This window comes from Inquilinus limosus, assembly GCF_051487185.1.
GTDB classification, from domain to species: domain Bacteria; phylum Pseudomonadota; class Alphaproteobacteria; order DSM-16000; family Inquilinaceae; genus Inquilinus; species Inquilinus limosus_F.
In genome coordinates this window covers 156226-182985 of sequence record NZ_JAHVDK010000006.1, presented here as the reverse complement: position 1 = coordinate 182985, position 26760 = coordinate 156226, and the positions used below count along the sequence as shown (strand labels likewise).

The 26760-nt window shown below is 70.9% G+C and carries 27 protein-coding genes; 12 read left to right on the top strand and 15 right to left on the bottom strand.

The features are described from left to right. Positions 1-59 precede the first annotated feature (59 nt). Both KXR53_RS09055 and glgB read left to right on the top strand, forming a co-directional pair. Entirely contained in the window at positions 60-1370 is a 1311-nt protein-coding gene (locus KXR53_RS09055) for a hypothetical protein (protein ID WP_437374795.1), read from the top strand. A 104-nt stretch (positions 1371-1474) separates the two neighbouring features. Continuing rightward, positions 1475-3724 (top strand): 1,4-alpha-glucan branching protein GlgB, encoded by a 2250-nt coding sequence (glgB, locus tag KXR53_RS09050; protein WP_437374794.1) that lies wholly within the window; start codon positions 1475-1477, stop codon positions 3722-3724. 13 nt (positions 3725-3737) lie between these two features. Here glgB and KXR53_RS09045 read toward each other — a convergent pair whose 3' ends face one another. Beyond that, positions 3738-4418, bottom strand: coding sequence for a hypothetical protein (locus KXR53_RS09045; RefSeq protein WP_437374793.1), 681 nt, complete (start codon positions 4416-4418; stop codon positions 3738-3740). Positions 4419-4570: 152 nt separating this feature from the next. On the opposite strand from KXR53_RS09045, the gene glgX reads away from it, so the two are divergent. Further along, entirely contained in the window at positions 4571-6667 is a 2097-nt protein-coding gene (gene glgX / locus KXR53_RS09040) for a glycogen debranching protein GlgX (protein ID WP_437374792.1), read from the top strand. A gap of 101 nt (positions 6668-6768) precedes the next feature. Continuing rightward, positions 6769-7248 carry a bacterioferritin gene (gene bfr / locus KXR53_RS09035; protein ID WP_437374791.1) on the top strand — a complete coding sequence of 160 codons (480 nt, stop codon included), beginning with the start codon at positions 6769-6771 and terminating at the stop codon, positions 7246-7248. A 53-nt stretch (positions 7249-7301) separates the two neighbouring features. Here bfr and KXR53_RS09030 read toward each other — a convergent pair whose 3' ends face one another. After that, positions 7302-8840: an MFS transporter gene (locus KXR53_RS09030; RefSeq protein ID WP_437374790.1), complete on the bottom strand. Its 1539-nt coding sequence runs from the start codon at positions 8838-8840 to the stop codon at positions 7302-7304. Between the two features lie 23 nt (positions 8841-8863). Then, positions 8864-9604 carry an SDR family oxidoreductase gene (locus KXR53_RS09025; protein ID WP_437374789.1) on the bottom strand — a complete coding sequence of 247 codons (741 nt, stop codon included), beginning with the start codon at positions 9602-9604 and terminating at the stop codon, positions 8864-8866. A 101-nt stretch (positions 9605-9705) separates the two neighbouring features. On the opposite strand from KXR53_RS09025, the gene KXR53_RS09020 reads away from it, so the two are divergent. After that, complete coding sequence (locus KXR53_RS09020; RefSeq protein ID WP_437374788.1) at positions 9706-10350, top strand: TetR/AcrR family transcriptional regulator; 645 nt, start codon at positions 9706-9708, stop codon at positions 10348-10350. Here the strand turns inward: KXR53_RS09020 and KXR53_RS09015 are convergent. From KXR53_RS09015 to KXR53_RS09000, 4 genes are all read right to left on the bottom strand, one after another. After that, positions 10335-10775 (bottom strand): hypothetical protein, encoded by a 441-nt coding sequence (locus KXR53_RS09015; RefSeq protein ID WP_437374787.1) that lies wholly within the window; start codon positions 10773-10775, stop codon positions 10335-10337. The genes KXR53_RS09020 and KXR53_RS09015 overlap by 16 nt on opposite strands. A 42-nt stretch (positions 10776-10817) precedes the next feature. Beyond that, positions 10818-12083 (bottom strand): VTT domain-containing protein, encoded by a 1266-nt coding sequence (locus KXR53_RS09010; RefSeq protein ID WP_437374786.1) that lies wholly within the window; start codon positions 12081-12083, stop codon positions 10818-10820. Between the two features lie 84 nt (positions 12084-12167). Then, the gene (locus KXR53_RS09005; protein ID WP_437374785.1) at positions 12168-14369 is read right to left on the bottom strand and encodes a molybdopterin cofactor-binding domain-containing protein; all 2202 of its coding nucleotides are present in this window, start codon (positions 14367-14369) and stop codon (positions 12168-12170) included. Between the two features lie 10 nt (positions 14370-14379). Continuing rightward, the gene (locus KXR53_RS09000) at positions 14380-14853 is read right to left on the bottom strand and encodes a (2Fe-2S)-binding protein (protein ID WP_437374784.1); all 474 of its coding nucleotides are present in this window, start codon (positions 14851-14853) and stop codon (positions 14380-14382) included. Between the two features lie 79 nt (positions 14854-14932). Here KXR53_RS09000 and KXR53_RS08995 point away from each other — a divergent pair, with 79 nt between their 5' ends. Together KXR53_RS08995 and KXR53_RS08990 are read left to right on the top strand one after the other, a co-directional pair. Next, positions 14933-15880 (top strand): LysR family transcriptional regulator, encoded by a 948-nt coding sequence (locus KXR53_RS08995; protein WP_437374783.1) that lies wholly within the window; start codon positions 14933-14935, stop codon positions 15878-15880. An 86-nt stretch (positions 15881-15966) separates the two neighbouring features. After that, positions 15967-16320 (top strand): DUF1428 domain-containing protein, encoded by a 354-nt coding sequence (locus KXR53_RS08990; RefSeq protein ID WP_437374782.1) that lies wholly within the window; start codon positions 15967-15969, stop codon positions 16318-16320. Positions 16321-16594: 274 nt separating this feature from the next. On the opposite strand, the gene KXR53_RS08985 is transcribed toward KXR53_RS08990, so the two are convergent. Beyond that, positions 16595-17020 carry a GFA family protein gene (locus tag KXR53_RS08985; protein WP_437374781.1) on the bottom strand — a complete coding sequence of 142 codons (426 nt, stop codon included), beginning with the start codon at positions 17018-17020 and terminating at the stop codon, positions 16595-16597. Then, positions 17017-17658 (bottom strand): TetR/AcrR family transcriptional regulator, encoded by a 642-nt coding sequence (locus KXR53_RS08980; RefSeq protein ID WP_437374780.1) that lies wholly within the window; start codon positions 17656-17658, stop codon positions 17017-17019. The genes KXR53_RS08985 and KXR53_RS08980 overlap by 4 nt, the downstream gene beginning before the upstream one ends. Before the next feature lie 111 nt (positions 17659-17769). Here KXR53_RS08980 and KXR53_RS08975 point away from each other — a divergent pair, with 111 nt between their 5' ends. Next, entirely contained in the window at positions 17770-18975 is a 1206-nt protein-coding gene (locus KXR53_RS08975; RefSeq protein ID WP_437374779.1) for an MFS transporter, read from the top strand. Between the two features lie 76 nt (positions 18976-19051). Further along, positions 19052-19870 carry a 6-phosphogluconolactonase gene (locus KXR53_RS08970; protein WP_437374778.1) on the top strand — a complete coding sequence of 273 codons (819 nt, stop codon included), beginning with the start codon at positions 19052-19054 and terminating at the stop codon, positions 19868-19870. Between the two features lie 27 nt (positions 19871-19897). Here KXR53_RS08970 and KXR53_RS08965 read toward each other — a convergent pair whose 3' ends face one another. The 5 genes from KXR53_RS08965 to KXR53_RS08945 form a co-directional block, all read right to left on the bottom strand. After that, positions 19898-20218, bottom strand: a complete 321-nt coding sequence (locus KXR53_RS08965; protein ID WP_437374777.1) for a DUF6916 family protein — start codon at positions 20216-20218, stop codon at positions 19898-19900. 8 nt (positions 20219-20226) lie between these two features. Then, positions 20227-20817 carry a phage tail protein gene (locus KXR53_RS08960; protein WP_437374776.1) on the bottom strand — a complete coding sequence of 197 codons (591 nt, stop codon included), beginning with the start codon at positions 20815-20817 and terminating at the stop codon, positions 20227-20229. 174 nt (positions 20818-20991) lie between these two features. Continuing rightward, positions 20992-21753: a 2-dehydro-3-deoxy-D-gluconate 5-dehydrogenase KduD gene (gene kduD, locus KXR53_RS08955; RefSeq protein ID WP_437374775.1), complete on the bottom strand. Its 762-nt coding sequence runs from the start codon at positions 21751-21753 to the stop codon at positions 20992-20994. After that, positions 21750-22598, bottom strand: coding sequence for a 5-dehydro-4-deoxy-D-glucuronate isomerase (gene kduI, locus KXR53_RS08950; RefSeq protein WP_437374774.1), 849 nt, complete (start codon positions 22596-22598; stop codon positions 21750-21752). Before kduI ends, kduD begins: the two co-directional genes overlap by 4 nt. Before the next feature lie 17 nt (positions 22599-22615). After that, positions 22616-23317, bottom strand: coding sequence for a GntR family transcriptional regulator (locus KXR53_RS08945; RefSeq protein ID WP_437374773.1), 702 nt, complete (start codon positions 23315-23317; stop codon positions 22616-22618). Between the two features lie 85 nt (positions 23318-23402). Here KXR53_RS08945 and KXR53_RS08940 point away from each other — a divergent pair, with 85 nt between their 5' ends. The 3 genes from KXR53_RS08940 to KXR53_RS08930 all read left to right on the top strand — a co-directional run bounded on the left by KXR53_RS08940 (position 23403) and on the right by KXR53_RS08930 (position 25628). Continuing rightward, positions 23403-24197: a 2-keto-4-pentenoate hydratase gene (locus KXR53_RS08940; RefSeq protein ID WP_437374772.1), complete on the top strand. Its 795-nt coding sequence runs from the start codon at positions 23403-23405 to the stop codon at positions 24195-24197. A 58-nt stretch (positions 24198-24255) separates the two neighbouring features. Further along, positions 24256-25164: a phytanoyl-CoA dioxygenase family protein gene (locus KXR53_RS08935; RefSeq protein WP_437374771.1), complete on the top strand. Its 909-nt coding sequence runs from the start codon at positions 24256-24258 to the stop codon at positions 25162-25164. A 179-nt stretch (positions 25165-25343) separates the two neighbouring features. After that, positions 25344-25628 carry a GIY-YIG nuclease family protein gene (locus KXR53_RS08930; protein WP_437374770.1) on the top strand — a complete coding sequence of 95 codons (285 nt, stop codon included), beginning with the start codon at positions 25344-25346 and terminating at the stop codon, positions 25626-25628. A 160-nt stretch (positions 25629-25788) separates the two neighbouring features. Here the strand turns inward: KXR53_RS08930 and KXR53_RS08925 are convergent, their stop codons facing one another. After that, positions 25789-26649, bottom strand: coding sequence for a helix-turn-helix domain-containing protein (locus KXR53_RS08925; protein WP_437374769.1), 861 nt, complete (start codon positions 26647-26649; stop codon positions 25789-25791). Positions 26650-26760: the final 111 nt, after the last annotated feature.

Here is a 26760-nt window from a genome sequence, read left to right as displayed (position 1 = left end):
CCGGCCCTGCCGGGAGGCTCGAGACTCCCCGCCTGGAGAACTGAACGGACGCGTCTGGAATGAAGCTTTCGACCCTCCGCGCCGGTGTGGCGCTGCTCCCGCTCCTGTTCGCCGCCCCGGCGATCGCGCAGCAGGCCGCCCAACCGGAACAGCCCGCGAAGCCGGCGGAGGCGCCCGCGGCCCCGGCCGCCCAGCAGCAGCAGACCCCGCCGGCCCAGGCCCAGGCGGCGCCGCGGCAGGGTCAGCAGGTGCCGCTGCCGAAGGAATTCAGGATCGACGCCGGCGGCTGGAGGGGCGGCGCCGTGCCCAATCCGAGCAACGGCCAGTTCGCTTACTGCGGCATCCAGAAGCCGTATGACGGCAATTCCGCCCTGAGCTTCCAGATGGCCCCGGACTATGCCTTCAACGTGGCCGTGATCCGGAAGGACTGGGGGCTGAAGGAAGGCGACAAGGGGCAGGGCCGCATCCGGGTCGACACCAGCTTCGACAAGAGCTTCGAGGCCCTGCCGGTCAACCCCGAGGCCTATGTCATCCCGACCGGGCCGAATGGCGACCTGTTCCAGGCCATCGCCAAAGGCAACAAGGCCATCGTGACCACCCCGAAGGGTGAGTACACCTTCCCGCTCACCGGCACCGGGGCGGGCCTCAACGCGCTGAAGAGCTGCATCGATGCCGCCCGCAAGCTGATCGCCCAGGCCCAGGCCAACAACCCGCCGGTCGACCCGCGCACCCTGATCGGCGCCCAGGGCTTCGGCATGCCGGTCGGGGCGCTGCAGGACATCCTGAACGGCGCCGGGCTGCAGAATGTCGGCATCGCCGATCCGCGCAAGCTGCCGCGCGACCCGCTGCAGATCAACCAGGCCTGGCAGGTCGGCACCGACGGCAAGGTCGTCGGTGGCCTGCATCAGGAGCCGCGCGGCGACGCGGTCGAGATCGACCAGTTCGCCAAGCGCTATCTCGAGATCATGAAGTCGGTCTGCGGCACCGACTGGAAGAGCAGCGACCAGCCGGCCGTGATCATGGGCCCCTACGCCATGAAGCGGGCCGATCTGAGCTGCACGATGAACCAGCAGCAGATCGCCGCCGCGCTGGTCTTCACCCTCGACGACAACTACTACAGCGCCTTCTTCCACCAGGCGCTGCGGACGGACAAGGCGCTGGCGGACGACGCCTCGAACAAGCTGGCCGACTTCATCCAGAAGCAGATGGCCGCGGTCGAGGCGGAGAAGCAGAAGCAGCAGAACGGCCAGGGCGCGGCACCGGAAGCCGGCCAGACCGGCCAGCCCGCCCCGGCGGCGCCGGCCACGCCGCCGGCCGAAGGCGGCAGCCAGCCGGCCCCGGCGCCGGCCGCGCCCGGATCCGGCGGCTGATCGGGCCCCACCGCGATACATGACACGAGGGCGGATCCATCCCGGATCCGCCCTTGTTGTTTGCGGCAGGAACCGGTCAAGATGACGGGAGGATGGAGGCCTCGATGACTCGAATCGCGCATCCCCGCCCTCCGGCCGAGCCGGACGCCCAGTCCCCCAGCCTGACCGCCCCCGCCGACATCGCGGCGCTCGTCGCCTCCGACCACCGCGACCCGTTTGGCGTGCTCGGCCCCCATCCGGACGGGGACGGCACGGTCCTGCGCTGCTTTCGGCCGGACGCCGTGGCGGTCGAGGCGGTCGACCCGGACAGCGGCGACGTGTTGGTCCGGCTGGACCGGTGCCATCCCGCCGGGCTGTTCCACGGCCGGGTGGCGCGCCCCTATCCGCTGCGCTACCGCCTGCGCATCGATTACGGCTTCGCCGGCGGGGTGTGGGAGATCGAGGATCCCTACCGCTTCCCGTCCAGCTTCGGCGAGCTCGACCTCCATCTGCTCGGCGAGGGCACGCATCTCGAGCTCTACCGCCGGCTCGGTGCCCATCCGCGCACGCTGGAGGGGATGGACGGCACCGTCTTCGCCGTCTGGGCGCCGAATGCCCGGCGCGTCGCCGTGGTCGGCGACTTCAACAGCTGGGACGGGCGGCTGCACCCGATGCGGCTGCATCCCGGTATCGGCGTGTGGGAGATCTTCCTGCCCGCGGTCGGACCCGGCGCGGCGTACAAATTCGAGATCCGCGGCCCGAACGGCGACCTGCTGCCGCTGAAGACCGACCCCTTCGCCTTCCGGGCCGAGCATCCGCCGAAGACCGCCTCGATCGTGCACGGCGTGCCCGAATACGGCTGGGACGACGCCGAATGGCTGGCGCGGCGCGCGGCGGCGCAGCGGCGCGACGCCCCGATCAGCATCTACGAGGTGCATCCCGGCTCCTGGCGCCGGGTGCCGGAGGACGGTGGCCGGCCCCTGTCCTGGCGCGAGCTGGGCGACCAGCTGATTCCCTATGCCGCCGGCCTGGGCTTCACCCATATCGAGCTGCTGCCGGTCAGCGAGCACCCCTTCGACGGCTCCTGGGGTTATCAGCCGATCGGCCTCTACGCCCCGACCAGCCGCCTCGGCCCGCCCGAGGACTTCGCCGGCTTCGTCGACCGCTGCCACCGCGCCGGGCTCGGCGTGCTGCTGGACTGGGTGCCGGGGCATTTCCCGACCGACGAGCACGGCCTGGCCCGGTTCGACGGCACCGCGCTGTACGAGCACGCCGATCCGCGCCAGGGTATGCACCAGGACTGGGGCACGCTGATCTACAATTACGGCCGGTCCGAGGTGCGCAACCTCCTGCTGGGCAACGCCCTCTACTGGCTCGACCGCTTCCATGTCGACGGGCTGCGCGTCGATGCCGTGGCCTCGATGCTGTATCTCGACTACAGCCGCAAGCCCGGCGAATGGGTGCCGAACCGGTTCGGCGGCCGGGAGAATCTGGAGGCGGTGGATTTCCTGCGCCAGACCAACGTCGAAGTGTTCGGCCGGCATGACGGCGTGACCACGGTGGCCGAGGAATCGACCGCCTGGCCGGCGGTGTCGCGCCCGGCCCATCTCGGGGGCCTGGGCTTCGGCTACAAATGGAACATGGGCTGGATGAACGACACCCTCCGCTACATGCAGAAGGACCCGGTCCATCGCACCTGGCACCATTCCGACCTCACCTTCGGCCTGCTCTACGCCTTCAGCGAGAACTTCGTGCTGCCGCTGAGCCATGACGAGGTGGTGCACGGCAAGGGGTCGCTGCTCGCCAAGATGCCGGGCGATGACTGGCAGAAATTCGCCAATCTGCGCGCCTATTACGGCTTCATGTGGGCCCATCCGGGCAAGAAGCTGCTGTTCATGGGCGGCGAATTCGCCCAGCGCAACGAATGGGGCCACGACCGCAGCCTGGACTGGCACCTGCTGGGCGCCGAGCGCCATGCCGGGGTGCAGCGGCTGATCGGCGATCTGAACCGCCTGTACCGCGAGCTTCCGGCCCTGCATGTCCATGACTGCGAGCCGGAAGGCTTCGACTGGGTCGACGCCAGCAACAGCGCCGATTCGATCTTCGTCTGGCTGCGCCGGGGCCGCGACGGCGACCGGCCGGTGCTGGCGGTCTCGAACTTCACCCCGGTGCCGCGCCGGGACTACCGCATCGGCGTGCCCTTCGGTGGCCGCTGGCTCGAGCGGCTGAACACCGACGCCGCCGTCTACGGGGGCTCCGGCATGGGCAATCTCGGCAGCGTCGAGGCCGAGGCCTCGCCCTGGCACGGCCGGCCCCATTCGGTGCGCCTGACCCTGCCGCCGCTGGCGACCGTGCTGTTCGAATGGGCCGGGTGAGGCGGCCCCGCCGCTATTGCTTCGCCGCCTCGGCCTGGCGCTTCAGTTCCTCCGTCGTGCGCGCGATCTGGGCCTGCAGGTCGGCGAGCTGCTGCCGGGCGGCGGCGAGGTCGCTCTGGGTGCGGCCCAGCTGCTCGGTCGCCTGCGCCAGCTGGCCGTTCACCGCCGCGGCGTCGGCGTTCAGCCGGCCGTAGCTGTCGCGCTGCGCCGCCTCCTGCGAGCGGAGCTGGTCCAGCTGGCCGTTGAGCGCGGCGATCTGCCCCTGCTTCGCCGCCAGCTGCGCCTCGGTGGCGGTCACCTGGTCCCGCACGGCCCGGACCCGGGCCGCGGCCGCGTCGGCCTCCTGAGCCGCCTGGTCGCGGCGCCGCACGGTCTCGTCCAGCGCGGACCGGCCCTGGCCGAGCTCCGCCTGCAGCCTTTCCGATTCGGCCTTCAGCGCGTCGCGGTCGGCACCGGCCTGCTTCAACGCCGCCAGCTCCTGCTCCGCCGCTTCCAGCCGGGCCTGCAGGCCGTCGCGGCTCTGTCCGGCGCTGCGGCTTTCGACCCCGAGATAGATCGCCGCGACCAGGGCGATGAAGGCGACGATGATCGACGCGATGACGCCGATTCGCGGCCCTTCCCCATCGCGGGCGGGCGCGTGAACCGGATCGGTCGGCTGGGCCGGGCTGTGGTCGGGATCGGCAAGGGTCCTCACGCGGTCGGTCCTTTCGGCAGATCGGCTGGCAACGGCTAGCGATGAAAGGTGGTGAAATCGTGTCGGCGATGGCGGCGGTGCGATGGCCGGTGGACGGCCGCCGCCCGCGCACCCCATCCTGCCCGCGCGACCGGACCGAGGGAACCGTCACGATGCCGCTACCCGATCTGCTTCTGCCCGGCCGTCCCTGGCCGCTCGGCGCCACGCCGACGGAGGGCGGGGTGAATTTCGCCCTGTTCTCGGCCCATGCCGAACGGGTCGAGCTGTGCCTGTTCGACGCGGAGGGGCGGCAGGAGCTCGCCCGCCGCGACCTGCCGGCCTGCACCGACCAGGTCTGGCACGGCTTCCTGCCGGGGGCCGGGGCCGGGACCGTTTACGGCTACCGCGTCCACGGCCCCTACGCGCCGCGCGACGGCCACCGCTTCAACCCGAACAAGCTGCTGCTCGACCCCTATGCCCGGGGGTTGGCCGGCAGCTTCCGCTGGGACGATTCGGTGCACGGCTACCGCCGCGGCGATCCCGAGGCCGACCTGTCCTTCGACCCGCGCGACAGCGCCCCCTTCGTGCCGAAATCGGTGGTGATCGACCCGACCCATGACTGGCAGGACGACGCGCCGCCGCGCACGCTCTGGGCGGAGACGGTGATCTACGAGGCGCATGTGCGCGGCCTGACCATGCGGCACCCCGGCGTGCCCGAGCCGCTGCGCGGCACCCTCGCCGGCCTGGCCCATCCGGCGGTGATCGACCATCTGCGCCGGCTCGGCGTCACGGCGGTCGAGCTGATGCCGATCCACGCCTTCATCGACGAGCGGGCGCTGTTCGAGCGCGGCCTCCGGAATTATTGGGGCTACAACACGACGGCCTTCTTCGCCGTCCATCCCGCCTATGCCGGCGGCCTGCCGCCGCTGGACGCGCTGCGCCAGGCGGTCAAGGCGCTGCATCGGGCCGGCATCGAGGTGATCCTCGATGTCGTCTACAACCACACGGCGGAGAGCGACGTCTTCGGCCCGACCCTGAACTTCCGCGGCATCGACAACCTGTCCTACTACCAGCACGCGCCGCAAGACCGGCGCGAGCCGTTCAACCCGACCGGCACCGGCAATGCCCTCGACCTCGCCCATCCGCGCGTGCTGCAGATGGTGATGGACAGCCTGCGCTGGTGGGTCGAGGCGGCGCATGTCGACGGCTTCCGCTTCGACCTCGCCACCACCCTGGCCCGGGTCGACGGCGAGTTCACCCCCGCCGCCCCCTTCCTGCAGGCGGTGGCGCAGGACCCGGTGCTGGCGCCGTGCAAGCTGATCGCCGAGCCCTGGGACATCGGGCCGGGCGGCCACCGCACCGGCGGTTTCCCGACCGGCTGGTCGGAGTGGAACGACCGCTATCGCGACGGCGTCCGCCGCTACTGGCGCGGCGACCCCGGCCTGCGGCCGGAGCTGGCGCGACGCCTCTCCGCCTCCGCCGACCTGCTCGACCATGACGGCCGCGGCGCCTGGGCCAGCATCAACTTCGTCACCGCCCATGACGGCTTCACCCTGGCCGACCTCGTCAGCTTCTCCCGCAAGCACAACGAGGCCAATGGCGAGGGCAACCGCGACGGCACTGACGACAACCACTCCGACAATCTCGGCGCCGAGGGACCGAGCACCGACCCGACGATCGCGGCGCGGCGGGCGCGGCGGCGGCGCAACCTGCTGGCGACGCTGCTGTTCAGCCAGGGCGTGCCGATGCTGCTGGGCGGCGACGAGCTGGGCCACAGCCAGCAGGGCAACAACAATGCTTATTGCCAGGACGGGAAGCTGACCTGGCTGGACTGGTCGGCGACCGACCCGGCCTTCCTCGACTTCGTGACCCGCATGGTGGCGCTGCGACGGGCCCATCCGGCCCTGCGCCAGCCGCGCTTCCTGCATGGCGCCCTGAACGGTGTGGATGGCCTGCACGATGTCGCCTGGCTGCGGCCGGACGCCCGGCCCATGACCGCGGCCGACTGGGAAGATCCCGCCGGCTCCGCCCTCGGCGTGCTGCTGAGTGAGCCGGGGGCGCCCCCGCTCCTGCTGCTGCTCAATGCCGCGCCGAAGGATATCGCCTTCGCCCTGCCGCCTCTCGGGACCTGGCATCCCTGGCTGGACACGGCGCGGACGCCGAGTGTTCCGCCATTGGATGGGACGGCCTATCCGCTGGCGGCGGAAAGCCTGGCAGTACTGGCGCTCGGCATCGCCTCGCCGGCGGAGATCGGGAATGATTTGCAATAAAGCTGCGATTGTCTCTCAGTTACAGAAGTAAAACTTTACGGACTCCTGTAATCGTTCTAAGGTGCGATCCACGAAATTGACCAAGGCCAGCCGAGGCGACGATGCAGGGCGACAAGAAAGTCATCACCCATCTGAATGCGGTGCTGAAGAACGAGCTGACCGCGATCAACCAGTATTTCCTGCATGCGCGGATGCTCAAGAACTGGGACGTCAAGCGCCTGGCCAAGAAGGTCTATGAGGAATCGATCGGCGAGATGAAGCACGCCGATCTGTTGATCGAGCGCATCCTGGTGCTGGAAGGCCTGCCGAACCTGCAGGATCTCGGCAAGCTCGGCATCGGCGAATCCGTGCCGGAAATGCTGGAATCCGACCTCGGCCTGGAGACCGCCAACCAGAAGGCGGTGAAGGAGGCGATGGCGCATTGCGAATCAGTGCGCGACTTCGTCTCGAAGGACATCCTGCTGACGATCCTCGCCGACACCGAGGAGCATATCGACTGGCTCGAATCGCAGCAGTACCTGATCAGCCAGATGGGGCTGCAGAACTATATTCAGCTCCAGTCGAGCGACGACGAGGAGTAAGTCGAGCCGATCGGATCAGGTCAGGCCCGCGGCCGGCGAGCCCGACCTGGCTCTCAATAGTTCTTACAGGCCTCGGCCGGCCTGAGCGCAGCCTCCCGCCGGCGCAGCAGCGCATAGGCGACCAGCGCCGCCGCCAGCGTGGCGGCGACGAGGACGACCAGCATCGCCTGGAAGGCGCCGCCATAGGCCTGGGCCAGAGCCGCCCGGCCGAGGCCGGGCAGCAGCGATTCGGCGCGGCCCATGTCGCCGCCGGCGAGGGCGTTGACCGCGTCGGCCACCCGCCCCGCGGCCTCGCCGCCGGCGGCGCGGGAGAGGCCGGACTGGCCGAGCGCCACCACCAGGGCGCCGGCGGCGGCGATCGCCACCGCCTCGCCCGCCACCCGCATGGTCGAGAAGATGCCGGTGGCCATGCCGGCGCGCTCGCGCGGCACCACGCTGACCGAGAGGTCGTCCATCAGCCCCCAGGGCAGGCCGGTGCCGATGCCGACCACCAGCATCGGCAGGGCCAGCGCCGCCACGCTGGCGCCGACCGGGACGGCGGCGAGCCAGGCGAGGCCGAGCGCCGCGATCACCAGGCCGACCGCCGACAGCACCGCGGCCGGAATCCGCCGCGCCAGGAGCCCGGCCAGGAACGGCACCACCGCCATCGGCGCCGACAGCGCGATCATCAGCCCGCCGGCCTCGATCTCGCTCATCCCCTCCGCGCCGATGAAGCGCACCGGCAGCAGCACCAGCGGCACCACGAAGCAGATGCCGGTGGCGATCGGCAGGAACTGCGCCCCGACGAAGCGCGGATAACGGAACAGCGACAGGTCGAGCATCGGCCGCCGCACCCGCGTCTCGATCGCGACGAACAGCGCCAGCATCGCTGCGGCGCCGACCAGGAGGCCGAGCACCACCGGGCTGCCCCAGCCGTCCTGCGGCCCCTGCATGATGCCGAACGTCAAGAGCCCGAGGGCAGCGGTGAAGCTGAGCAGCCCCGGCCAGTCGACCCCGGTGGCGCCGGGGTCGCGCGATTCGCGCATCCGCGGCACGCCGAAGGCCAGGACCGAGAGGCCGATCACCGTGCCGGTCAGGAAGATGGCGCGCCAGCCCAGCGTCTCCACCAGCGCGCCGGACAGAATCGGGCCGAAGGCCAGGCCGATGCCGAAGCTGGTGCCGAGCAGGCTGAAGGCGCGGGTGCGGGCCGGCCCCTCGAATTCCTGCGCCAGCGAGGCGGCGCCGCCGGCCATGGCGATCGAGGCGGCAACGCCTTGGGCGCCGCGCAGCAGGTCGAGCGCCACCACCGACGGGGCGAAGCCCAGCACCAGCGACAGCAGGGCGAAGCCGGCCACGCCGATGCTGAACATGCGCTTGCGGCCGAGCTGGTCGGCCAGCGCCCCGGCCGCCATGACGAAGCTGCCGAAGCACAGCACGAAGGCGTTCACCACCCAGGCGAGCGCCACCGGGCTGCCGCCGAGCTCTCGGCCGATCGCCGGCAGCGCCACGGCCGGGCCGGTGAAGCTGAGCGGCATCATCAGCCCGGCCAGGCAGACGGCGCCCAGCACCCACAGGCCGTTGGCGGTGCGGTCGGACATGGTGTCTGCAGTCATGGTGCTGGTCCTGCTGCGGATCGTCAGATCGACATGCCGCCGTCGATGGTGAGGGCGGCGCCGGTGACGAAGCGGCTTTCGGGTGAGGCCACCCAGGCGACGAGGCCGGCGATGTCGTCGCCGGTGCCGTAGCGCGGGATCGCCATCAGAGCGCGCAAGGCATCGGCGCGCGGCCCGTCGGCCGGGTTCATGTCGGTGTCGGTCGGGCCCGGCTGCACCAGGTTGACGGTGATGCCCTGGGGCCCGAGGTCGCGCGCAGCACCCTTGACCAGACCGGTCAGCGCCGTCTTCGACAAGGTGTAGAGCGTGGTCCCGGCCCGCGGCATCCGATCGGCCAGGTTGCTGCCGATGACGATGATCCGCCCGCCTTCCGGCAGGTGCCGGGCGGCGGCCTGGGCGGCGACGAAGACGCCGCGAACATTGACCGCGACGGTGCGGTCGAATTCCTCCACCGTGAACTCGGCGAAGGGCTTGTGCACGGCGATGCCGGCATTGGCGACCAGGATGTCGAGCCGGCCGAGCCCCGCCGCCGCCCGGTCCACTGCCGCCGCCGCGGCGGCCGGATCGGCGCTGTCGGCCTCGATCAGCAGGACGCGCCGGCCGGTGGCCTCGATGTCGCCCGCCACCTCCCGCGCCTTATCGGGCGAGGCGCTGTAGGTCAGGGCGATATCGGCGCCCTCCCGCGCGAGACGGCGGGCGATGGCGGCGCCGATGCCGCGGCTGGCGCCGGTGACCAGCGCCACCTTTCCGGACAGGTCGGCCATGGGATGCTCCATATCTTTAATGATCGATAAATAAATAGCTGGCGCAGTTGCGTCCGATGGTCAAGCGAATTATTTATGGGTCGTTAAAGAAAGGAGCGAGGATGGCGGAACGCGGCCGGCCCCGCGGTTTCGACCGGGACGCCGCCCTGCGGCGGGCGATGGTGCTGTTCTGGCAGCGCGGCTACGAAGGCGTGTCGATGGCCGACCTGACGGCGGCGATCGGCGTCGCCGCGCCCAGCCTCTACGCCGCCTTCGGCAGCAAGGAGGCGCTGTTCCGCGAGGCGATCGAGCTGTACCGCGCCACCGAGGGCTCCGCCACGCGCCGGGCGCTGGAATGCGAGCGGACCGCGCGCGGCGCGATCGAGGCGATGCTGCGCGACAACGCCGACGCCTTCACCGATCCGGCCCTGCCGCAGGGCTGCTTCGTCATCCTCGGCGCCATCAACATGGCGCCGGAGCATGCGGAACTTGGCTCGCATCTGCTGGAGTACCGCCGCGACACCGGCCGGCAGGTCCTGCGGCGGCTGCAGCAGGGCGCTGCCGACGGCGAGCTTCCCGCCGGCATCGATCTGGCGCCGCTGGCGAATTTCTACTCCACGGTGCTGTCCGGCCTGTCCATCCAGGCCCGCGACGGCGCCGGCCGGGCCGAGCTGCATGCCGCTATCGACGTCGCCATGGCGGCCTGGGACGCGATGGTGGCGAAGGCCGTACGCACCGAAGAAGGCGCAGTTCAGGACCGAGACTGAGGCTTCTCCGGCCGGAGCCGGCCGAGAGGATCGAGGACCTTCGGCCGCCGTCCTGGCCTTCCGACGTAACGGTCCACCGAAGACCGTCCCTGTTGGTCGACAACCGTGACAGCGAAGCTCGGGCCACACCAATCGACCGAATAGCGGGCCGTGAGCTTCCGAAAGGCGGAGGGGTTCGTGCCGTGCTTCTCACAAAGGCCGGCCAAGGCGTCCCGATACAACGTTACCGCTCTGGCCAGAGATTGCGAAGGCCTGCCTCCCGACGTGGTGCCTGTCAGGAAGTCAACCGTGATGAAACCTTCCGGCGCGTTACGGACCTCGTCGAAGACGTCCACGTCATAGATGCCGATGAGAAAACAGATCCCACTGCCGAGCGAGTCGGCAGTGTTGTGACCGATTGATCGAAGCTCGTCGAACTTGGTCATCCGACCGGACCGATCCGGGCATGCGCTGCTGGCGATCGACCGCTAAGCCGGCGGCCGCGGCCAGCGGCGGGTGATGCGGTAGACCGCGGCCGGCGGGACATTCGCCACCGCCCGGCCGATCCGCACCGCCTTCAGCCCGAGCCGGTCGAGGATGGCGCGCGGGATCGGGCAACGCGGCCCGTAGGTGAACTGGTAGAAGGCGCCGTCCGGCCGCAGATGGCGGAAGGCGCCGTCGAGGATGCCGATCACCGCCTTGGGCGGCATCGACAGCACCGGCAGGCCGCTGACCACAGCCCCCGCCTTCTCGCCGCCGAAGGGATCGGCGGTGCCGAGCCGGGCGGCATCCATGCACAGCACCTGCGCCGCCGGGAACCGCTGCTGCAGCAGCGCCGCGAAATCCGGCCCGGCCTCGACCAGCACCAGCCGCGATTCCGGCACGCCCCGGCCGATCAGCGCCCGGGTGAAGGCGCCGGTGCCGGGCCCGAGCTCGATCACCGGGGCCGAGTCCGGCCCGATCTCGGCGGTGATCGCGGCGGCCAGCGCCCGCCCCGACGGCACCACCGCGGCCACCCGCAGCGGCGCCTTCAGCCAGGCGCGGAAGAAGGCGAAGTCGTCGGCCGCGTCCTGGCGGCGCGACGGGCCGGTCGAGGGCCGCGGCGCCAGCCCGAGACCCGGCCCCAGGGCAGGCGGTGCGCCGGCGTGAGAGACGGCGACGGCCTGCCGCCGGCGGGAAAAGCTACGCCACATCATCGTGCCCATCAGCTCCAATAGCACCAGCGCAACCAGGACCGTCAGCGCGATCGAGGAGGCGTTCGGGCTGGGTTTGACCAGCGACGCGGCAGCGTAGCCGGTGCCGATGAACAGCCCGTTCCACAGCCCGATCCCGAGGGCGGTCGCGGCGAAGAACATCGCAGGGTGGGCCCGCAGCAGCCCGGCAATGCCGGGCACCACCAGCCGCACGGTCGGCACCAGCTGGGCCACGAAGGCGAAGATCACCCCGCGGTCGCGGAACCAGGCGATGCAGCGGTCGACCCGCGCCGGCGCCATGCCGAAGAAGCCGGCGGTGCGGCGCAGCAGCGCCCCGGCCCGCGCCTCGCCCAGGCCCCAGCCCAGCGCGTAGAACAGGGCGCAGCCGGCGATGCTGCCGACCACCGTCAGGGCGAAGGCCAGCGGCAGCGACCAGTAGCCCTCGCCCACCGCCATCCCGACAGCGACCAGCAGGCCGTAGGACGGCAGGATCGGCAGCAGGCGCTCGAGCAGCATGAGGCCGAACAGACCGGCGACGCTGCTGGCGGCGATCCAGGGCATGAGGTCTCCCAGCGGGTCCAAGGACGACTCCCAGGCATCATAATAGGAAGAAGAAGGACAGGGGAAAGTGATAGCGGCGCCTGCTTATGACGAAGCCAGCGGCAGGCCGCGGCGGCGGGTCCGGGTCGCGGCGAACAGGGCGTTGGCCAGGGCCGGCGCCACCGGGGGCAAACCGGGTTCGCCGAGCCCGCCCCAGGGCCCATCGCTGCGCAGGAACCGCACCTCGATCTCCGGCGTCTCGGCCAGGCCGAGTAGCGGATAGTCGGGGAAGTTGCGCTCGACCACGGCACCGCCCTCGACCGTGATCCGCTCCGCGATCGCGGCGCTGAGCCCCATCACCACCGCGCCTTCGATTTGCTGCCGCGCGGTGTCGGGGTTGCAGACGTCGCCGCAATCGACCGCGGCGACGACGCGGTGGACGCGCGGCCGGCCGCCGGGGCCGGGCGAGGCCTCGACCACATGGGCGACCACCGTGCCATAGGCCTCGGCCACCGCGATGCCGCGGCCGGTGCCGGGCGGCAGCGCCGCGCCCCAGCCGGCTGCCTCCGCCGCCGCCTCCAGCACCCGAAGGGGACGCGAGCCCGGCGGCAGCAGGTCGCGGCGATAGGCGAAGAGGTCGCGGCCGGCGGCGTGGGCCAGCTCGTCGATGAAGCTCTCGCTCCAGAAGGCGTGTTGGGTGTGGTTGACGCTGCGCCAGGAGCCGCGCCGCACCGGGTCCGGCACCGCCACGGCGCGGATCGACTGGTTCGGGATGGCGTAGGGGATGCGGAAGGCCTCGACCGGCGCCGGCATGCCGTCGACATAGAGCTGCGACCAGGCCAGCGGCGTGCCGTCCGGCGCCAGCGCGGCGCGGATCCGGCAGGCCAGGCGCGGCCGGAAGGTGCCCTGGGCGAAGTCCTCCTCCCGGCTCCAGACCAGCTTCACCGGGTGTGGCGCCGCCGCGTTCGCCAGAACCACGGCCTGAACGAAGTAGCTGGGCGGACCGTCGTCGCGCCCGCCGCGCCGGCCGAAGGAGCCGCCCATCGGCAGCGGCACCAGCGTCACGTCCTCCGCCGCCAGCCCGGACAGCGCGACGAGCTGGCGCCGGGCCACCAGCGGGTTGTGGTCGCCGGCCCAGACCGTCAGCCGACCATCGGCGAACTGCGCCGTGACGCTGATCGGCTCCATCGCCGCGTGATGCAGATGCGGCACGCGATAGGCGGCCTCGACGATGCGGTCGGCCGGCGTTTGCGCCAGGACGGCGGCGGCGTCGCCGATCGTCACCCGGGCCTCGCCCTCCTCCGCGGCCAGCGCCCGGTCCTGCGACGCGTCGATGGTGGCGCAGGACACGCCGCCATGGCCGGCGTCGGAGAAGCGCGGCGCCAGCGCCGCCAAGCCCTTCTGCGCCGTCCACGTGTCGCGGGCGATGACGGCGACGGCGTCGTCCAGCCGCACCACCCGCTCCACCCCCGCCACCGCCAGCGCCGGTGCCGGATCGACCGAGAGCAGCCGCCCGCCCGGCACCGGCGCCGCGGTCACGGTCGCGACGCGCATTCCCAGCAGGGTCAGGTCGATGCCGTAGCCGAAGGCGCCGGTGACCTTGGCCGGGATGTCGAGCCGCGGCACCGGCGTGCCGATGATGCGCCAGCGCTGCCGCGGCTTCAGCGGCGGGCTGGCCGGCACCGAGAGATCCGCCGCCTCGGCCGCCAGCTCGCCGTAGCGTGCCGATTGTCCGCTCCCGGACCGGATCACACGGCCGCCGGCGGTGACCAGCGCCCCGGCCGGCACGCCCCAGCGGCGGGCGGCCGCCTGGATCAGCATCTGCCGCGCCGCGGCGCCGACCAGGCGCATGCCGACCTGGCCGGTGAGGCGCACGGCGGTGGAGCCGCCGGTCTGCTGCAGGTCGATGAACCGGGCCGCGGCGGCGAAGGCCGCGTCGACCGCACCGTCCAGCACCCCGGGCACGGACCAATCCTGCAAAGTCCATCCCTCGGCGAGGAAGCGGTTGGCGAAGGCGCGGTCGGCCGGCGCCTGCGCCGCCCGCACCTGCGCCCAGTCCGCATCCAGCTCCTCCGCCGCCATCATGGCGAGGGCGGTATGCACCCCCTGCCCCATCTCGGTGTGCGGGACATAGACCGTGACCGTGTCGTCGGCGCCGATCTTGAGCCAGCCGGCCAGGAGCGTGCCGCCGTCCCGCTCCGCCAGCTGCCGGGCCCGGGCATCGAAGCCGCGGTCCCAGGCGCGCCAGCCGAGCACCAGCCCGCCGGCCCCGGCGATGGTGGCGGTGAGGAACCAGCGCCGCTTCATCGCCCGGCCCTCACGCCTGCACCGCCAGGGCGCGGATGGCGCGGCGCACCCGCGGATAGGTGCCGCAGCGGCAGAGATTGGTAATGGTGGCGTCGATCTCGGCGTCGGTCGGCGACGGCGTGCCGCGCAGCAGGGCAGCGGCCGCCATGATCATGCCGGGCTGGCAGTAGCCGCATTGCGGCACCTGGATCTCGATCCAGGCCCGCTGCACCGGGTGCAGCCCGTCCGCCGGCGACGGCTGCACCGTCTCCGCCAGTCCTTCGATGGTCGTGACCGCCCGTCCCTCCGCCGCCGCGACGGGGACGGCGCAGGACCGCACCGCTGCGCCGTCGAGATGCACAGTGCAGGCGCCGCAGGCGGCGATGCCGCAGCCATATTTCGTGCCGGTCAGGCCGGCGGCCTCGCGGATCACCCACAACAGCGGCGTCTCCGGGTCGCCGTCGAAGGCGAAGGGCTGTCCGTTCAGGGTCAGGGCGATGCTCATGGCCGCGCCTCCTCTGCTGGGTGGGAGCAGGCTATGGCCCCTCGCTTTGTCTCGCCATCCGGAATAATCTGCAGTGGCCATGAAGAAGCCCTTCACAATCGAGCGTGACCAGCTGGACGGCGTGATCGCCGTGCTGCGCGTCGCCGAGCGCCGCAGCTTCCGCGCCGCGGCGGCGGAGCTGGGGATCTCGCCCTCGGCGATCAGCCAGACCATCCGCGGGCTGGAGGCGCGGCTGGGCGTGGCTCTCCTGACCCGCACCACCCGCAAGGTCGGGCTGACCGAGGCCGGGCAGCGCTTCGTCGACCGCGCCCGGCCGGCGGTGTCGGAGATCCTGGCCGCTTTCGACGCGGCCCAGAGCCTGGGCGAGGAGGTGACCGGCCTCTTGCGGCTGAACATGCCGGCCGCGCTGGTGCACTTCCTGGCCGAGCCGATCCTGCTGGAGTTCCGCGCCGCCCATCCGGCGCTGCAGGTCGAGATCTTCGCCGAGGACGGGCTGACCAACATCGTCGCCGAGGGCTTCGACGCCGGCATCCGGTTGGGCGAGCTGCTGGAGGCCGACATGGTGGCGGTGCGGCTGACCCCGCCCTTCCGCTTCACTGTGGTCGGCGCCCCCGCCTATTTCGCCCGGCACGGAAGGCCGCAGCGGCCGGAGGACCTGCACCGCCACGCCTGCATCGGCACGAGGCGTGCGTCGCAAGGGCCGATCTATCGCTGGGAGTTCGTCGAGGGCAACCGCGCCTTCGACATGGCGGTGGCCGGGCCGGTGATCGTCAACACCGGGGAGATGAACGTGATGGCGGCCGAGATGGGCATCGGCCTCGCCTACACCGCCGCGCCGAGCGTGCAGGAGCAGGTCGCGGCCGGGGTGCTGGAGCCGGTGCTGGAGGAGTTCTGCCCTGCCACCCCCGGCCTGTTCCTGTACTATCCCAGCCGGGCGCAGGCCCTGCCCAAGCTGCGCGCCTTCATCCAGTTCGTGCACGACAAGCTGCGGCCGGGGACGACGGCGTATATCGGGGTGCGGGGGTGAGCGGCCAGAAAAATCCGACCGGCCTGTCGGCTCTCCGCACACTCGATCGTCCTATGTTCGATGCGACCAAACGGAGGAGACCCAGGATGTCCTATGCAGACGGATTCGTGCTGGCGGTGCCGAAGGCCAGGCTGGAGGAGTACAAGGAGATGGCGCGCAACGCCGGCGCGGTGTGGAAGGACCACGGCGCGCTGGCCTATGTCGAATGCATCGGTGACGACACGCCCTATGGCGAGCTGACCTCCTTCCCGCGCTCGGTGCTGGCGAAGGAGGACGAGATCGTGATCTTCGCCTGGATCGTCTACGAGTCCCGCGCCGCGCGCGACGAGATCAACAAGAAGGTGTTTGCCGACCCGCGGCTAAAGGGGGATCTGGCCAGCATGCCCTTTGACGGCAAGCGCATGATCTATGGCGGGTTCGAGGTGTTCCTAGAACTGTAGGGCGCCAGAGGCGGGCCGGGACTTCGCTTGACGTCCTCATCACAAGGACACGGCCGTGAGCCGGGGGACGAGGCGGTCGAGGGCCAGTGTCGCTGGATGGCCACGCCCCTCCGGGGCTCGCCATGACGGATTTTGATCGAAGCCTGAATCCGGACTGGCGGGACCCGTATCCCGATTTGATTTGAGCAGGCACCGGCCCTCATGCCGTCATGGCGAGCGAAGCGTGGCCATCCAGTCCCGGAGCCGCAGGGGGTGGGCGGACGGTCCTGCTCTGTCACACCGGATCGCGGTCGAACTGGCTGGCGCCGGCGACCGGCGCCAGCCAGGGTTCGCGCCGGACGGTCCAGCCCTCGCGGGACGGCCGCAGGTCGCCCGGCGCCTCGTCGAGGGCGCCGAGCAAGATCTCCACCTTGTCCTCGGCCGGGTGGAACAGGCGCGAGCCGCAAACCGGGCAGAAGCTGCGGCCGCGATGGGTGCGCACGTCGCCGGTCACGGTGAAGGCGTCGCGCGGCCAGTCGGCATAGGCCATGGCGACCGCGCCGGTGGCCTTGCGGCATTCGCTGCAGTGGCAGATCCCCACCACCAGCGGCTCGCCGCGCAGGGTGAAGCGAACAGCGCCGCAGCTGCAGCCGCCCTGGCGCAGGCGCACGCCGCCGGCATCGGCCCGCGGCTCCGGCCGCAGCACGGGATAGTCGCTCATCCGGCCCTCCCTGCGATGGACAGGGAGTCAACGCCCGGCGCACGACCTTTCTTCCGCAGCAGCCCGTGCAGCAGCGTGTCCAACGCTTCGACCGCCGCCCTCGCCGCCGCCTCCGGGTCCGGGGCGTTGGCGATCCACAGCGCGGCCTGCAGCATGGCGCCGTTCAGCAGGCGTGCCGTCGCCTCCGCCGGCACCGGCACGATCACGCCGTCCGCCGCCAGTTGCTGCAGCCTTCCGGCCATCGAGCGGATGCATTCGCCCTGGCTGGGCCAGGTCGAGGGATCGCCCAGCACCGACGGGCCGTCGCGCATCAGGATGCGCTGGATCTCCGGCTCCAGCGCCATCTCGAGATAGGCGGTGCATTCGGCGACGAAGCCCTGCCAGGGATCGGAGGCGCGGCGCGAGACCTGCTGCAGCCGCGCGCCCATCTCGGCGTCGATCTCGGCCACCACGGCCTGCAGCAACCCCTTCTTGTCGCCGAAATGATGGTAGAGGGCGCCGCGGGTCAGGCCGGCCTCGGCGGTGAAGTCGTCCATCGAGGCTTCGGCATAGCCCTTGGCGCCGAAGGCGTGCCGGGCCGCGCGCAGCAGCTTGGCGCGGGTCTCGGCGATCATCTCGCTGCGGGGTCTGCGGGCCATGCCCCTCCTTTCATATACTCGCCGTATGCTAATTGACATACGCCGCGTATGCAATTATCTGGTTCACATACGTCGCGTATGCCAGTACTGCTGTTACCAGCGGAGTCCGCCATGCCCAACCCCTATGCCGAGATCTTCCGGGCCCCCGGCGCCAAGGCCTTCTCCGCCGCCGGCTTCATCGCCCGGCTGCCGCTGGCGATGGTGACGCTGGGCATCGTCACCATGCTGTCGCAGGCCCGTGGCGAATACGCGCTGGCCGGCGCCGTCTCCGCCACCTTCGCCCTGTCGAACGCGCTGATCGCGCCGCAGATCTCACGGCTGGTCGACCGGCACGGCCAGGGCCGGGTGGCGATCCCGGCCACGGTCGTCACCGTGGCGGCGATGGCCGGGCTGATGCTGGCCACCCGCCTCGGCGCGCCGGACTGGACCTTGTACCTGTTCGCCATCGGCGCCGGCGCCATGCCGAGCATGACGGCGCTGGTGCGGGCGCGCTGGACCGAGCTGTACCGTGACACGCCGGAGCTGCGTACCGCCTTCGCCTTCGAATCCGTGGTCGACGAGGTGATCTTCATGACCGGGCCGATCCTCGCGATCGGCCTCAGCGTCGCCGTGTTTCCGGAAGCCGGTCCGCTGGCGGCGACCCTGCTGCTGGCCGCCGGCGTGGCCCTGTTCAGCCGGCTGAAGGCGACCGAGCCGCCGGTGCATGCGCCCGAGGCCGGGCGCGGCCGCTCCGTCGTCCGGCTGGGATCGATCCGGGTGATCGGGCTGACCATGGTCGCGATCGGCGCCATCTTCGGCACCGCCGAGGTGACCGCCGTGGCCTTCGCCGAAGCGCACGGCCACACTGCCGCTGCCAGCCTGGTGCTGGCCGCCTACGCCGTCGGATCGCTGATCGTCGGGCTGGTGTTCGGGGCGATGAAGCCGCGGGTCTCGCTGAGCGCCCAGTTCGTGCTGGCGATCGGCCTGGCGGCGCTGACAACCCTGCCGCTGCTGGTCGTCGACAGCATCCCGGCCCTGGCGCTGGTGCTGTTCCTGGCCGGCGCCGCCGTCTCACCCACCGTCATCACCGCCATGGGGCTGATCGAGCGGCTGGTGCCGCCCTCTCAGCTGACCGAAGGGATCACCTGGGCCATGACCGGGGTCGGCATCGGCATGGCCGTGGGCTCATCGATCTCCGGCCGGGTGATCGACGAATTCGGCGCGGCCTCGGGATTCTGGGTCTCGGTCGCGGGCGGGGCGACGGCGCTGACGATCGCGCTTCTCGGGCAGCGCTGGCTGCGGGAGCGCGGCGCGGCGGCGCGGCCGGCGGTGGCCTGAGCCAGCCCGCGGCGGTTGCGCGGCGGAGCGAGGCCCTGCACACTCTTTCGCACCCGGGCGACCGCCAGGACCTGCCATGCGCGCCACCATCGCCATCCCGGTCACCGTCCATCCGACGCCGGAGGCGCTGGGCCATGCCGTCGCCCAGCGGATCCTGGGCGGGATCGAGCGCGCGGCGGAGGAGAAGCGGTCCTATCTGCTGGGCTGCCCTGCCGGCCGATCGGCGAAGCCGGTCTACACAGCGCTCGGCGCCCTGGCCGGGATGACGCGGTTCGACCTGTCCCGGCTGGTGCTGGTGATGATGGACGAGTACCTGGCCGAGGGGCCGGCCAAGGGGCTGGTGGATCCGGCGCTGTGCGATCCGCGGGCGCATTACAGCTGCCGCCGCTTCGCCGAGCAGGAGATCCGGGCGGTGCTGAACGCCAGGCTGCCGGCGCCGCGCCAGATGCCCGACACGGCCGTCTGGTTCCCCGACCCGGCGCGGCCCGAGGCCTATGACCGGCGGATCCGCGAGGCCGGCGGGGTCGACCTGTTCCTCCTGGCCAGCGGCGCCAGCGACGGACATGTCGCCATGAACCCGCCGGGCAGCCCGGCCGAGGGCAACTCGCGCATCGTCGAACTGGCGGAGGCGACACGGCGCGACAACATGCAGACCTTCCCGGGCTTCGCCGATATCGCCGAGGTGCCGCGCCGGGGCGTGACCGTGGGCCTCGGCACCATCGTTGGCCTGTCGCGGGCGGCGCTGATGATCATCCATGGCGGCCACAAGCGATTGGCGGTGCGGCGACTCCTGGAAAGCCGCGACTTCGAGCCGGACTGGCCGGCCACCATCCTGCACCGCTGCCGGCATCCGGAGATCCACCTCGACGCCGCCGCGGCGCGGGAGGCGGCGTGACCGGGCCGGCACCCGACGCCTCGCGCCTCAGTTGAACACGGCCTCGTAGAAGCGCAGCCCCTGCGCCTTCGGCGCGTCCACCGCCGCCGGCACCACCGGGCTGATGAAGACGCCCTCCATCAGCCCCTTGGACGGGTGCCGGATGTTGTAGACCTGCGAGCCGAGATCCGGCGACGACGGCGCCGTGAACAGGATCGCGAAGGGATGGCGCCGCAACAGGCCAGGCGATCCATAGGGCGAAAGGCGGACCGCGACCAGCGTCGCCTCCACCCGCCCGCCCGGCCCTTCGATCATGAAGGTGCGGCCGCGATGGTCCTTGAAGTCGTCGAAGCTGAGCTCGGCGAGCATCGATTTCCTCAGTCCCGCGGCGGGTAGATGCCTTCGAGGGCGATGATCCAGTTGATCGCCAGATAGGGCGGCAGGATCGGGGTGGGCTGGCTGCCGCCGGTCACGCCGGTCGAACCGCTGACGGAGAGCTTCAGCGCGACCGCGGGCGTGGCGGTGTTGTTGGCGAAGCTGTTGACGTCGACGGACCCACCGGTGCTGGGGTCGGTGAAGTTCGGCGCGCCCAGGATCGAGGTTTCGGTCGCCGCGGTCTGGACGGTGCTGCCCGTGCTGGTCGCGACGGTCTGGACCGCGGCCAGAGGCGACCCGTCATGGACGTGCGCCGGCAGGTTGTTCGTGGTCAGGGTGACGCTCTCGGAGCCGCCCATCTGCCCGAGGACATAGGAGCTCAACCCCGGCCCCTGGCCGACGCCGATCGGCAGGCGGCTGCGCAGATCGGGCAGGGCGAAGGTGGTCTGGCCGTTGCCGCCATAGGTGGTGCCAAGCAGGCTGAACAGGGCCGTGTTCTGCGAGATCGCCAGGATCTGCCCCTGGCAGAAGGCCCAGCCGCGCGGCGCGAAGTTCGGCGCCCAGCCCATGATCGTGGCGAGATAAGCTTCCATGCGAAATGCTCCTCGGAATGGCGGATCGGCAATGCACGAACAACTGATGCCGGTCCCGCATCGCTGCGGAACCGGCATCAGCGATGATAAAACGAACAGAAATATAGTTTCAATCTTAATCGATTGAATAGATAATTATGTCAACGGATCGACATAAATTCAATACGAAAAGTCTCACCGCGCCAGCCAGCCGCCATCGACCGGCAGCAGCGCGCCGGTGACGTAGCCGCTGTGCGGCGAGGCGAAGAACAGCGCCGCCGTCGCCAGGTCCTGCGGCACGCCCCAGCGGCCGGCCGGGATCCGGTCGAGGATCTGCCGGGTGCGCACCGGGTCGGCGCGCAGCGCCTCGGTGTTGTCGGTCTCCATATAGCCGGGGGCGATGGCGTTGACGGTGATGCCCTTCGGCGCCAGCTCGTTCGCCATGGCCCGGGTCAGCCCGGCGATGCCGTGCTTGGCCGCGGTGTAGGACGGCACACGGATGCCGCCCTGGAAGGACAGCACCGAGGCGACATGGATGATCCGCCCCTGGATGCCCTGCCCCGCCATGTGGCGGGCCACCGCCTGGCTGAGGAAGAAGACGCTCTTCAGGTTCACCGCCATCACCGCGTCCCAGTCCGCCTCGCTGAACTCCAGCAGGTCGGCGCGGCGGATGATGCCGGCGTTGTTGACCAGGATGTCGATCCGTCCCAGCCGGGCGACGATGTCGGCGACCACGGCATCGAGCCCGGAGGAGTCCTCGAGATCGCGCACCACCTCGACGAAGCGGCGGCCGGTGGCGGCGATCGCCGCCGCCGTCTCCGGCATCGGGCGGGAGCCGAGCCCGGCGATGTCCGCCCCGGCCTCCGCCAGAGCCAGGGCGATGCCGCGGCCGAGGCCGGTGCGCGCGCCGGTGACCAGCGCGACCTTGCCGGAGAGGTCGAAGAGGCTCGCGGTCACAGCAGGTCCCCCATGGCGACGAAATCCATGTCGGTGAAGGCCTGGTTGTCGCCCCCCATGCTCCAGATGAAGGCATAGGACGCGGTGCCGGCGCCGCAATGGATCGACCAGGGCGGCGACAGCACCGCCTGCTCGTTGCGCACCACGAGGTGGCGGGTGGCCGAGGGCCGGCCCATGAAATGCATCACCACGGCGTCGGCCGGCAGCTCGAAGTAGAAATACGCCTCCATCCGCCGGTCATGGGTGTGCGCCGGCATGGTGTTCCAGACGCTGCCGGTGTGCAGCCAGGTCAGCCCCATCAGCAGCTGACAGGTCGGCAGCACCTCCGGGTGCAGGTACTGGTACAGCGTGCGGCGGTTGCTGGTCTCGGGCGCGCCGAGCTCCTTCACGATCGCCTGATTCTTGGCGACCACACGTGACGGCAGCCCGGCATGGGCCGGGGTCGAGTTGATGTAGAACTTCGCCGGGTTGGCCGGGTCGGCGCTGGCGAAGGCGACCGAGGCGATGCCCTTGCCGAGATAGAGCGCGTCCTGCGGCCCGACCTCGAAGACGGTGCCGTCCGCGGTGACGCGGCCTGGCCCGCCGATATTGATCAGGCCGAGCTCGCGCCGCTCCAGGAGGGTGGCGCTGCCGACCAGCTTCGCCAGGTCCTCGCCGACCACCAGCGGCTTGTCGGTCGGCACCGCGCCCATCACCAGCATCCGGTCGTAATGGGTGTAGGTGGCGGAGAGCTGGCCCGGGACCATCAGCTGCTCGATCAGGAAATGCCGGCGCAGATCCTCGCCGTCCAGCATCTCGGCCTGCTCGTAATGCACCGCCTGGCGGGTGGTCGGGGTGTCGCTCATGCCTGTCCTCTTCGCGTCTATCGGGTGCGGCCCGGGGCGGGCTCGTCGAACAATTCGGGATGCTCGGCCTCGATCCGCGGCAGGGCGCGCAGGATCTCGGTCAGGTGGTGGCGCATCGCCCGCTCGGCCGCGTCGGGGTCGCGGGCGTCGATCGCCGCCATGATGGCGCGGTGCTGGTCGATCAGCGGCAGCATCGCCTCCGTGCCCGGCAGCGTCAGGGTGCAGATCCGGTCCATATGCGCCTTGATGTCCTCGACCGCCATCCAGGCCAAACCGCAGCCGGCGCCCTCGGCGATGGCGATGTGGAACAGCTCGTCATAGCGCTGGAAGTCGCCGTGGTTGCAGCGGGAGGCGGCCTTCTCCTGGGCCTCGATCAGGTCGTCGATGCGCTCGCGGCTCGACCGGTCGAAGCCTTCGCAGGCGCGCCGCACCAGCGCCACCTCGACCGCCTCGCGGACGAAGCGCGCCTCCGCCATCCGCCGCACCGAGAGCTTGACCACCACCGTGCCGCGCTGCGGCAGCACCTCGACCAGCCGGGTCTTGGCCAGCGCGATCAGCGCCTCGCGCACCGGCTGGCGCGACACGCCGTGGCGCTGCGCGATCTCCTGCTCCGACAACCGGGCGCCGGGCGGCAGCTCCAGCGCCACGATGGCGCGACGCAGCTCGCGCTCCACTCGGCGCGCGACGGATTCGAAGCTCTGGCCGGGGTCGATCTTCACGCGGGATCCTGCCTTCCGTTGCCGCCTTGCATAACAGCCCATACTACCATACACAAGAATGCAATTGCCCCGACGGAGCCACCTCATGAGCTCGAGCCGCGACCTGGCCATCGCCTTCACCGAAGCCCGCCGCGCCGGCCGCGCCCTGCCGGATTATCCCGGCACGCTGCCGCCGGACCTCGCCACCGCCTATGCGGTGCAGGAGGAGGCGATCGGCCTGTGGACCGACACGCTGGTCGGCTGGAAGGTGGCCGGCATCGCCGAAACTTGGCGCCCGCGCTATGACGCGCCGCGCCTGGCCGGGCCGGTGTTCGCCCGCAACCTGCGCGACGCCCGCGGCGGCCCGGTGGAGACGCCGGTGATCCCGGGCGGCTTCGGCGCGGTCGAGGCCGAGTTCGTGCTGCGGATCGGCCGCGACATCCCCGCCGAGGCCCGGCCGCGGACCATCGAGGAGGTGCGGCCCTATGTCGACTCGATCCATGCCGGGATGGAGATCGCCGGCAGCCCGCTGGCGACGCTGAACGACCTCGGCCCCGGCGCCGTGGCCAGCGACTTCGGCAACAATGCCGGCCTGGTGATCGGCCCCGCAATCGCGGATTGGGACGGCCGCCCGCTCTCCGACTGGACGGTGCGGATGCGGGTCGACGGCGCGGTGGTCGGCGATGGCAGCGCCGCGCGTGTCGCCGGCGGCGGTCCGATCGCCTCCCTCGCCTTCCTGGCTGAGCATCTCGGCCGCCGCGGCCGGGCGCTGCCGGCCGGAAGCTGGGTGCTGACCGGCATGACCACCGGCGTCCACAAGGTCGTGCCCGGCGCCCGGGCCCAGGCCGAGTTCGACGGCGTCGGCACGGTCGAGGTGCTGGTCACCGCCGCCGGCGGCTGACGTCCGGTTCGACGGGGGCCATACTGCCGGCCGGAGGTCCACGCGAAGGACATCGGCGATGCCTCGAGAAGCCCCTTTGCCGACGGCGCTGTGGTCGAACGGCTACGCGCTGGACTGCAGCCCGGCGCGGCTGGGCTGGCTGACGCCGAGCGACCCGGCGGAGGACATCGCGGCGCTGCGGTCGCGCTACGACGCCGAGGGCTATCTCTGGCTGCGGTCGCTGCTGCCGCGCGCGGCGGTGCTGGCGTTCCGCCGCCACGTCTTCGCCCAGTTCGCCGAGCTCGGCCTGCTGGCCGACGGATCCGATCCGGTGGAAGGCCGAGCTTCCGGCCGCCCGCCCGATGCCGCAGCCCGCGGCCGGCTGATGGAGCTGGTGCGGTCCTCGGCCTTCGAATCCTTCTGCCTGATGCCGGAGCTGTGGCGCTTCATCGACCGGCTGATCGGTGGCATCAGCATGCTGCACCGGCGCAAGATCCTGCGCTTCACCCGGCCTGGCGACCCGGCCGCCACCGGCGCCCATTACGACCTGATCTATCTGCGCGCCGGCACCGACCGGCTGGTGACGGCCTGGATCCCGATCGGCGACGTGCCGGTGCGGATGGGCGGGCTGCTGTATCTCGAAGGGTCGCACCGCCTCGGCCGCCAGATGGAGGCGGAGTTCAGTCGCAAGAACGCCGACCTGCCGCCGGAGGAGCGGATCAGCGCCTACAACCGCAACATGACGGAGACCGGCTGGATTTCGAAGGACCTGCCGGCGATGGCGGAGCGCTTCGGCGCGCGCTGGCTGGCCGCCGACTACGCCGCCGGCGACGTGGTGCTCCACAGCCCCTACATGATCCACGCCGCCACCCGCAACGACGACCCGGACGGGACCATGCGCCTGTCGGCCGACATCCGTTTCCAGGATGTGCGCGACGAGGCCGATCCGCGCTGGGGACAGCACTGGAGCTTGGGGGATGGGCTGTAGGCTGATGGTGCCGGGTCGACCCGAAGCCTGTCCCCTCTCGTCATGGCGAGCCCCGCAGGGGCGTGGCCATCCAGACTTATCCCGCCTTTCGCTGAGGCTGAAGGACTGGATGGCCACGCTTCGCTCGCCATGACGAGTTCGGATAGGATGAGACCGATCGATACGACCGTGGGGCGCCCATGCAGCCCGTCGTCTACATCATGGCGAGCAGGCGCAACGGCACGCTCTACACCGGCGTGACATCCAGCCTCCAGCGCCGCGCCTACGAGCATCGAGAGGGGCTCATCCCAGGTTTCACGTCCCGATACGGCTGTAAGCTCTTGGTCTGGTACGAGCCGCACGCGTCGATGATCGACGCCATCGCCCGCGAGAAGCAGATCCAAAGCGGGTCGCGAAAGAAGAAGCTGGCTCTGATCGAAGCCATGAATCCGGACTGGCGGGACCTGTATCCCGATTTGATCTAGAGAGCCGACACCTGCCCCCACACCGTCATGGCGAGCGAAGCGTGGCCATCCAGTCCGCAGCCGGAACAGGTCCGACCAACCTGGATGGCCACGCCCCTGCGGGGCTCGCCATGACGATGAAGGGGACTGTACGGGATCCGACTGGCCTGCCCCCGCCCCCTCATCCACCGCCGCGGTAGAGGATGCGGAACTGGCGCGGCGGCATGGCGAAGTGGCGGCTGAAGGCCTCGTAGAAACGCGACACCGAGCCGAAGCCGGACTCGAAGGCGATCGTGACGATGTCGGTGTCGGTCGACAGCAGCAGCGCCTGCGCCACATAGAGGCGCTGGCGCGTCAGATAGCCGCCGATGCTCAGGCCCAGCGCCTCGCGGAAGATCGCCATGGCGTAGTTCGGGTGCAGGCAGACCGAGGCGGCCACGTCGGAGACCGAGATCGGCTCTGTCGCATGCGCGGCGATGAAGCCGGCCATGGCCCAGACCTTGGCGTGCCGGCCCTCGGAGGCGGCGGCGCCATCGCCGGTGTCGCTCAGCACCTCCCAGCCGCACAGGTCGGTGCGCCGCAGCCGCTGCTCGATCTCCTGCCGCACCAGGGCGGTGATCCGATCGTCGCCGCGGTTCAACTCGGCGTGCCAATGCTCGAACTGGGCGGCGTCGAAGGGCAGCGGCGCCCGGTCGCCGATCATGCCGCCGCCCAGCACCGCGCTCTTCAGCCGCGATCCCAGCGCGGCGCTGAGGAACATCTCGATCGGCAGATAAAGGCAGACGAAGCTGGCCGGGCTCGACACCTCGATCGTCTGGTGCGGGATGGCGCCCCAGAAGAACACGAAGTCGCCGGCCCCGATCGTCACCCGCCTGCCGTTGAACAGATAGGTTGTGGCGCCTTCCAGCATGAAGTTCAGCTCGATCTGGCTGTGCTGGTGCGCCCGCCGCATCACCAGGACCTCGCGCCGCGCGTCGGCACCGACGATGCGCTCGGACAGGCCCGGCAGTCTCGGTATGCGTGCAGTCGAGGCTCGGCTCATCGTCGACCTTAGAATCCCGGAAAAATTCGTCCCTGGACGGGACGACATGCGGAAACCATCGGATTCATACTCCCCGCACAAGGCGACGATAAGCTCCGCGAAGCGGGTCCC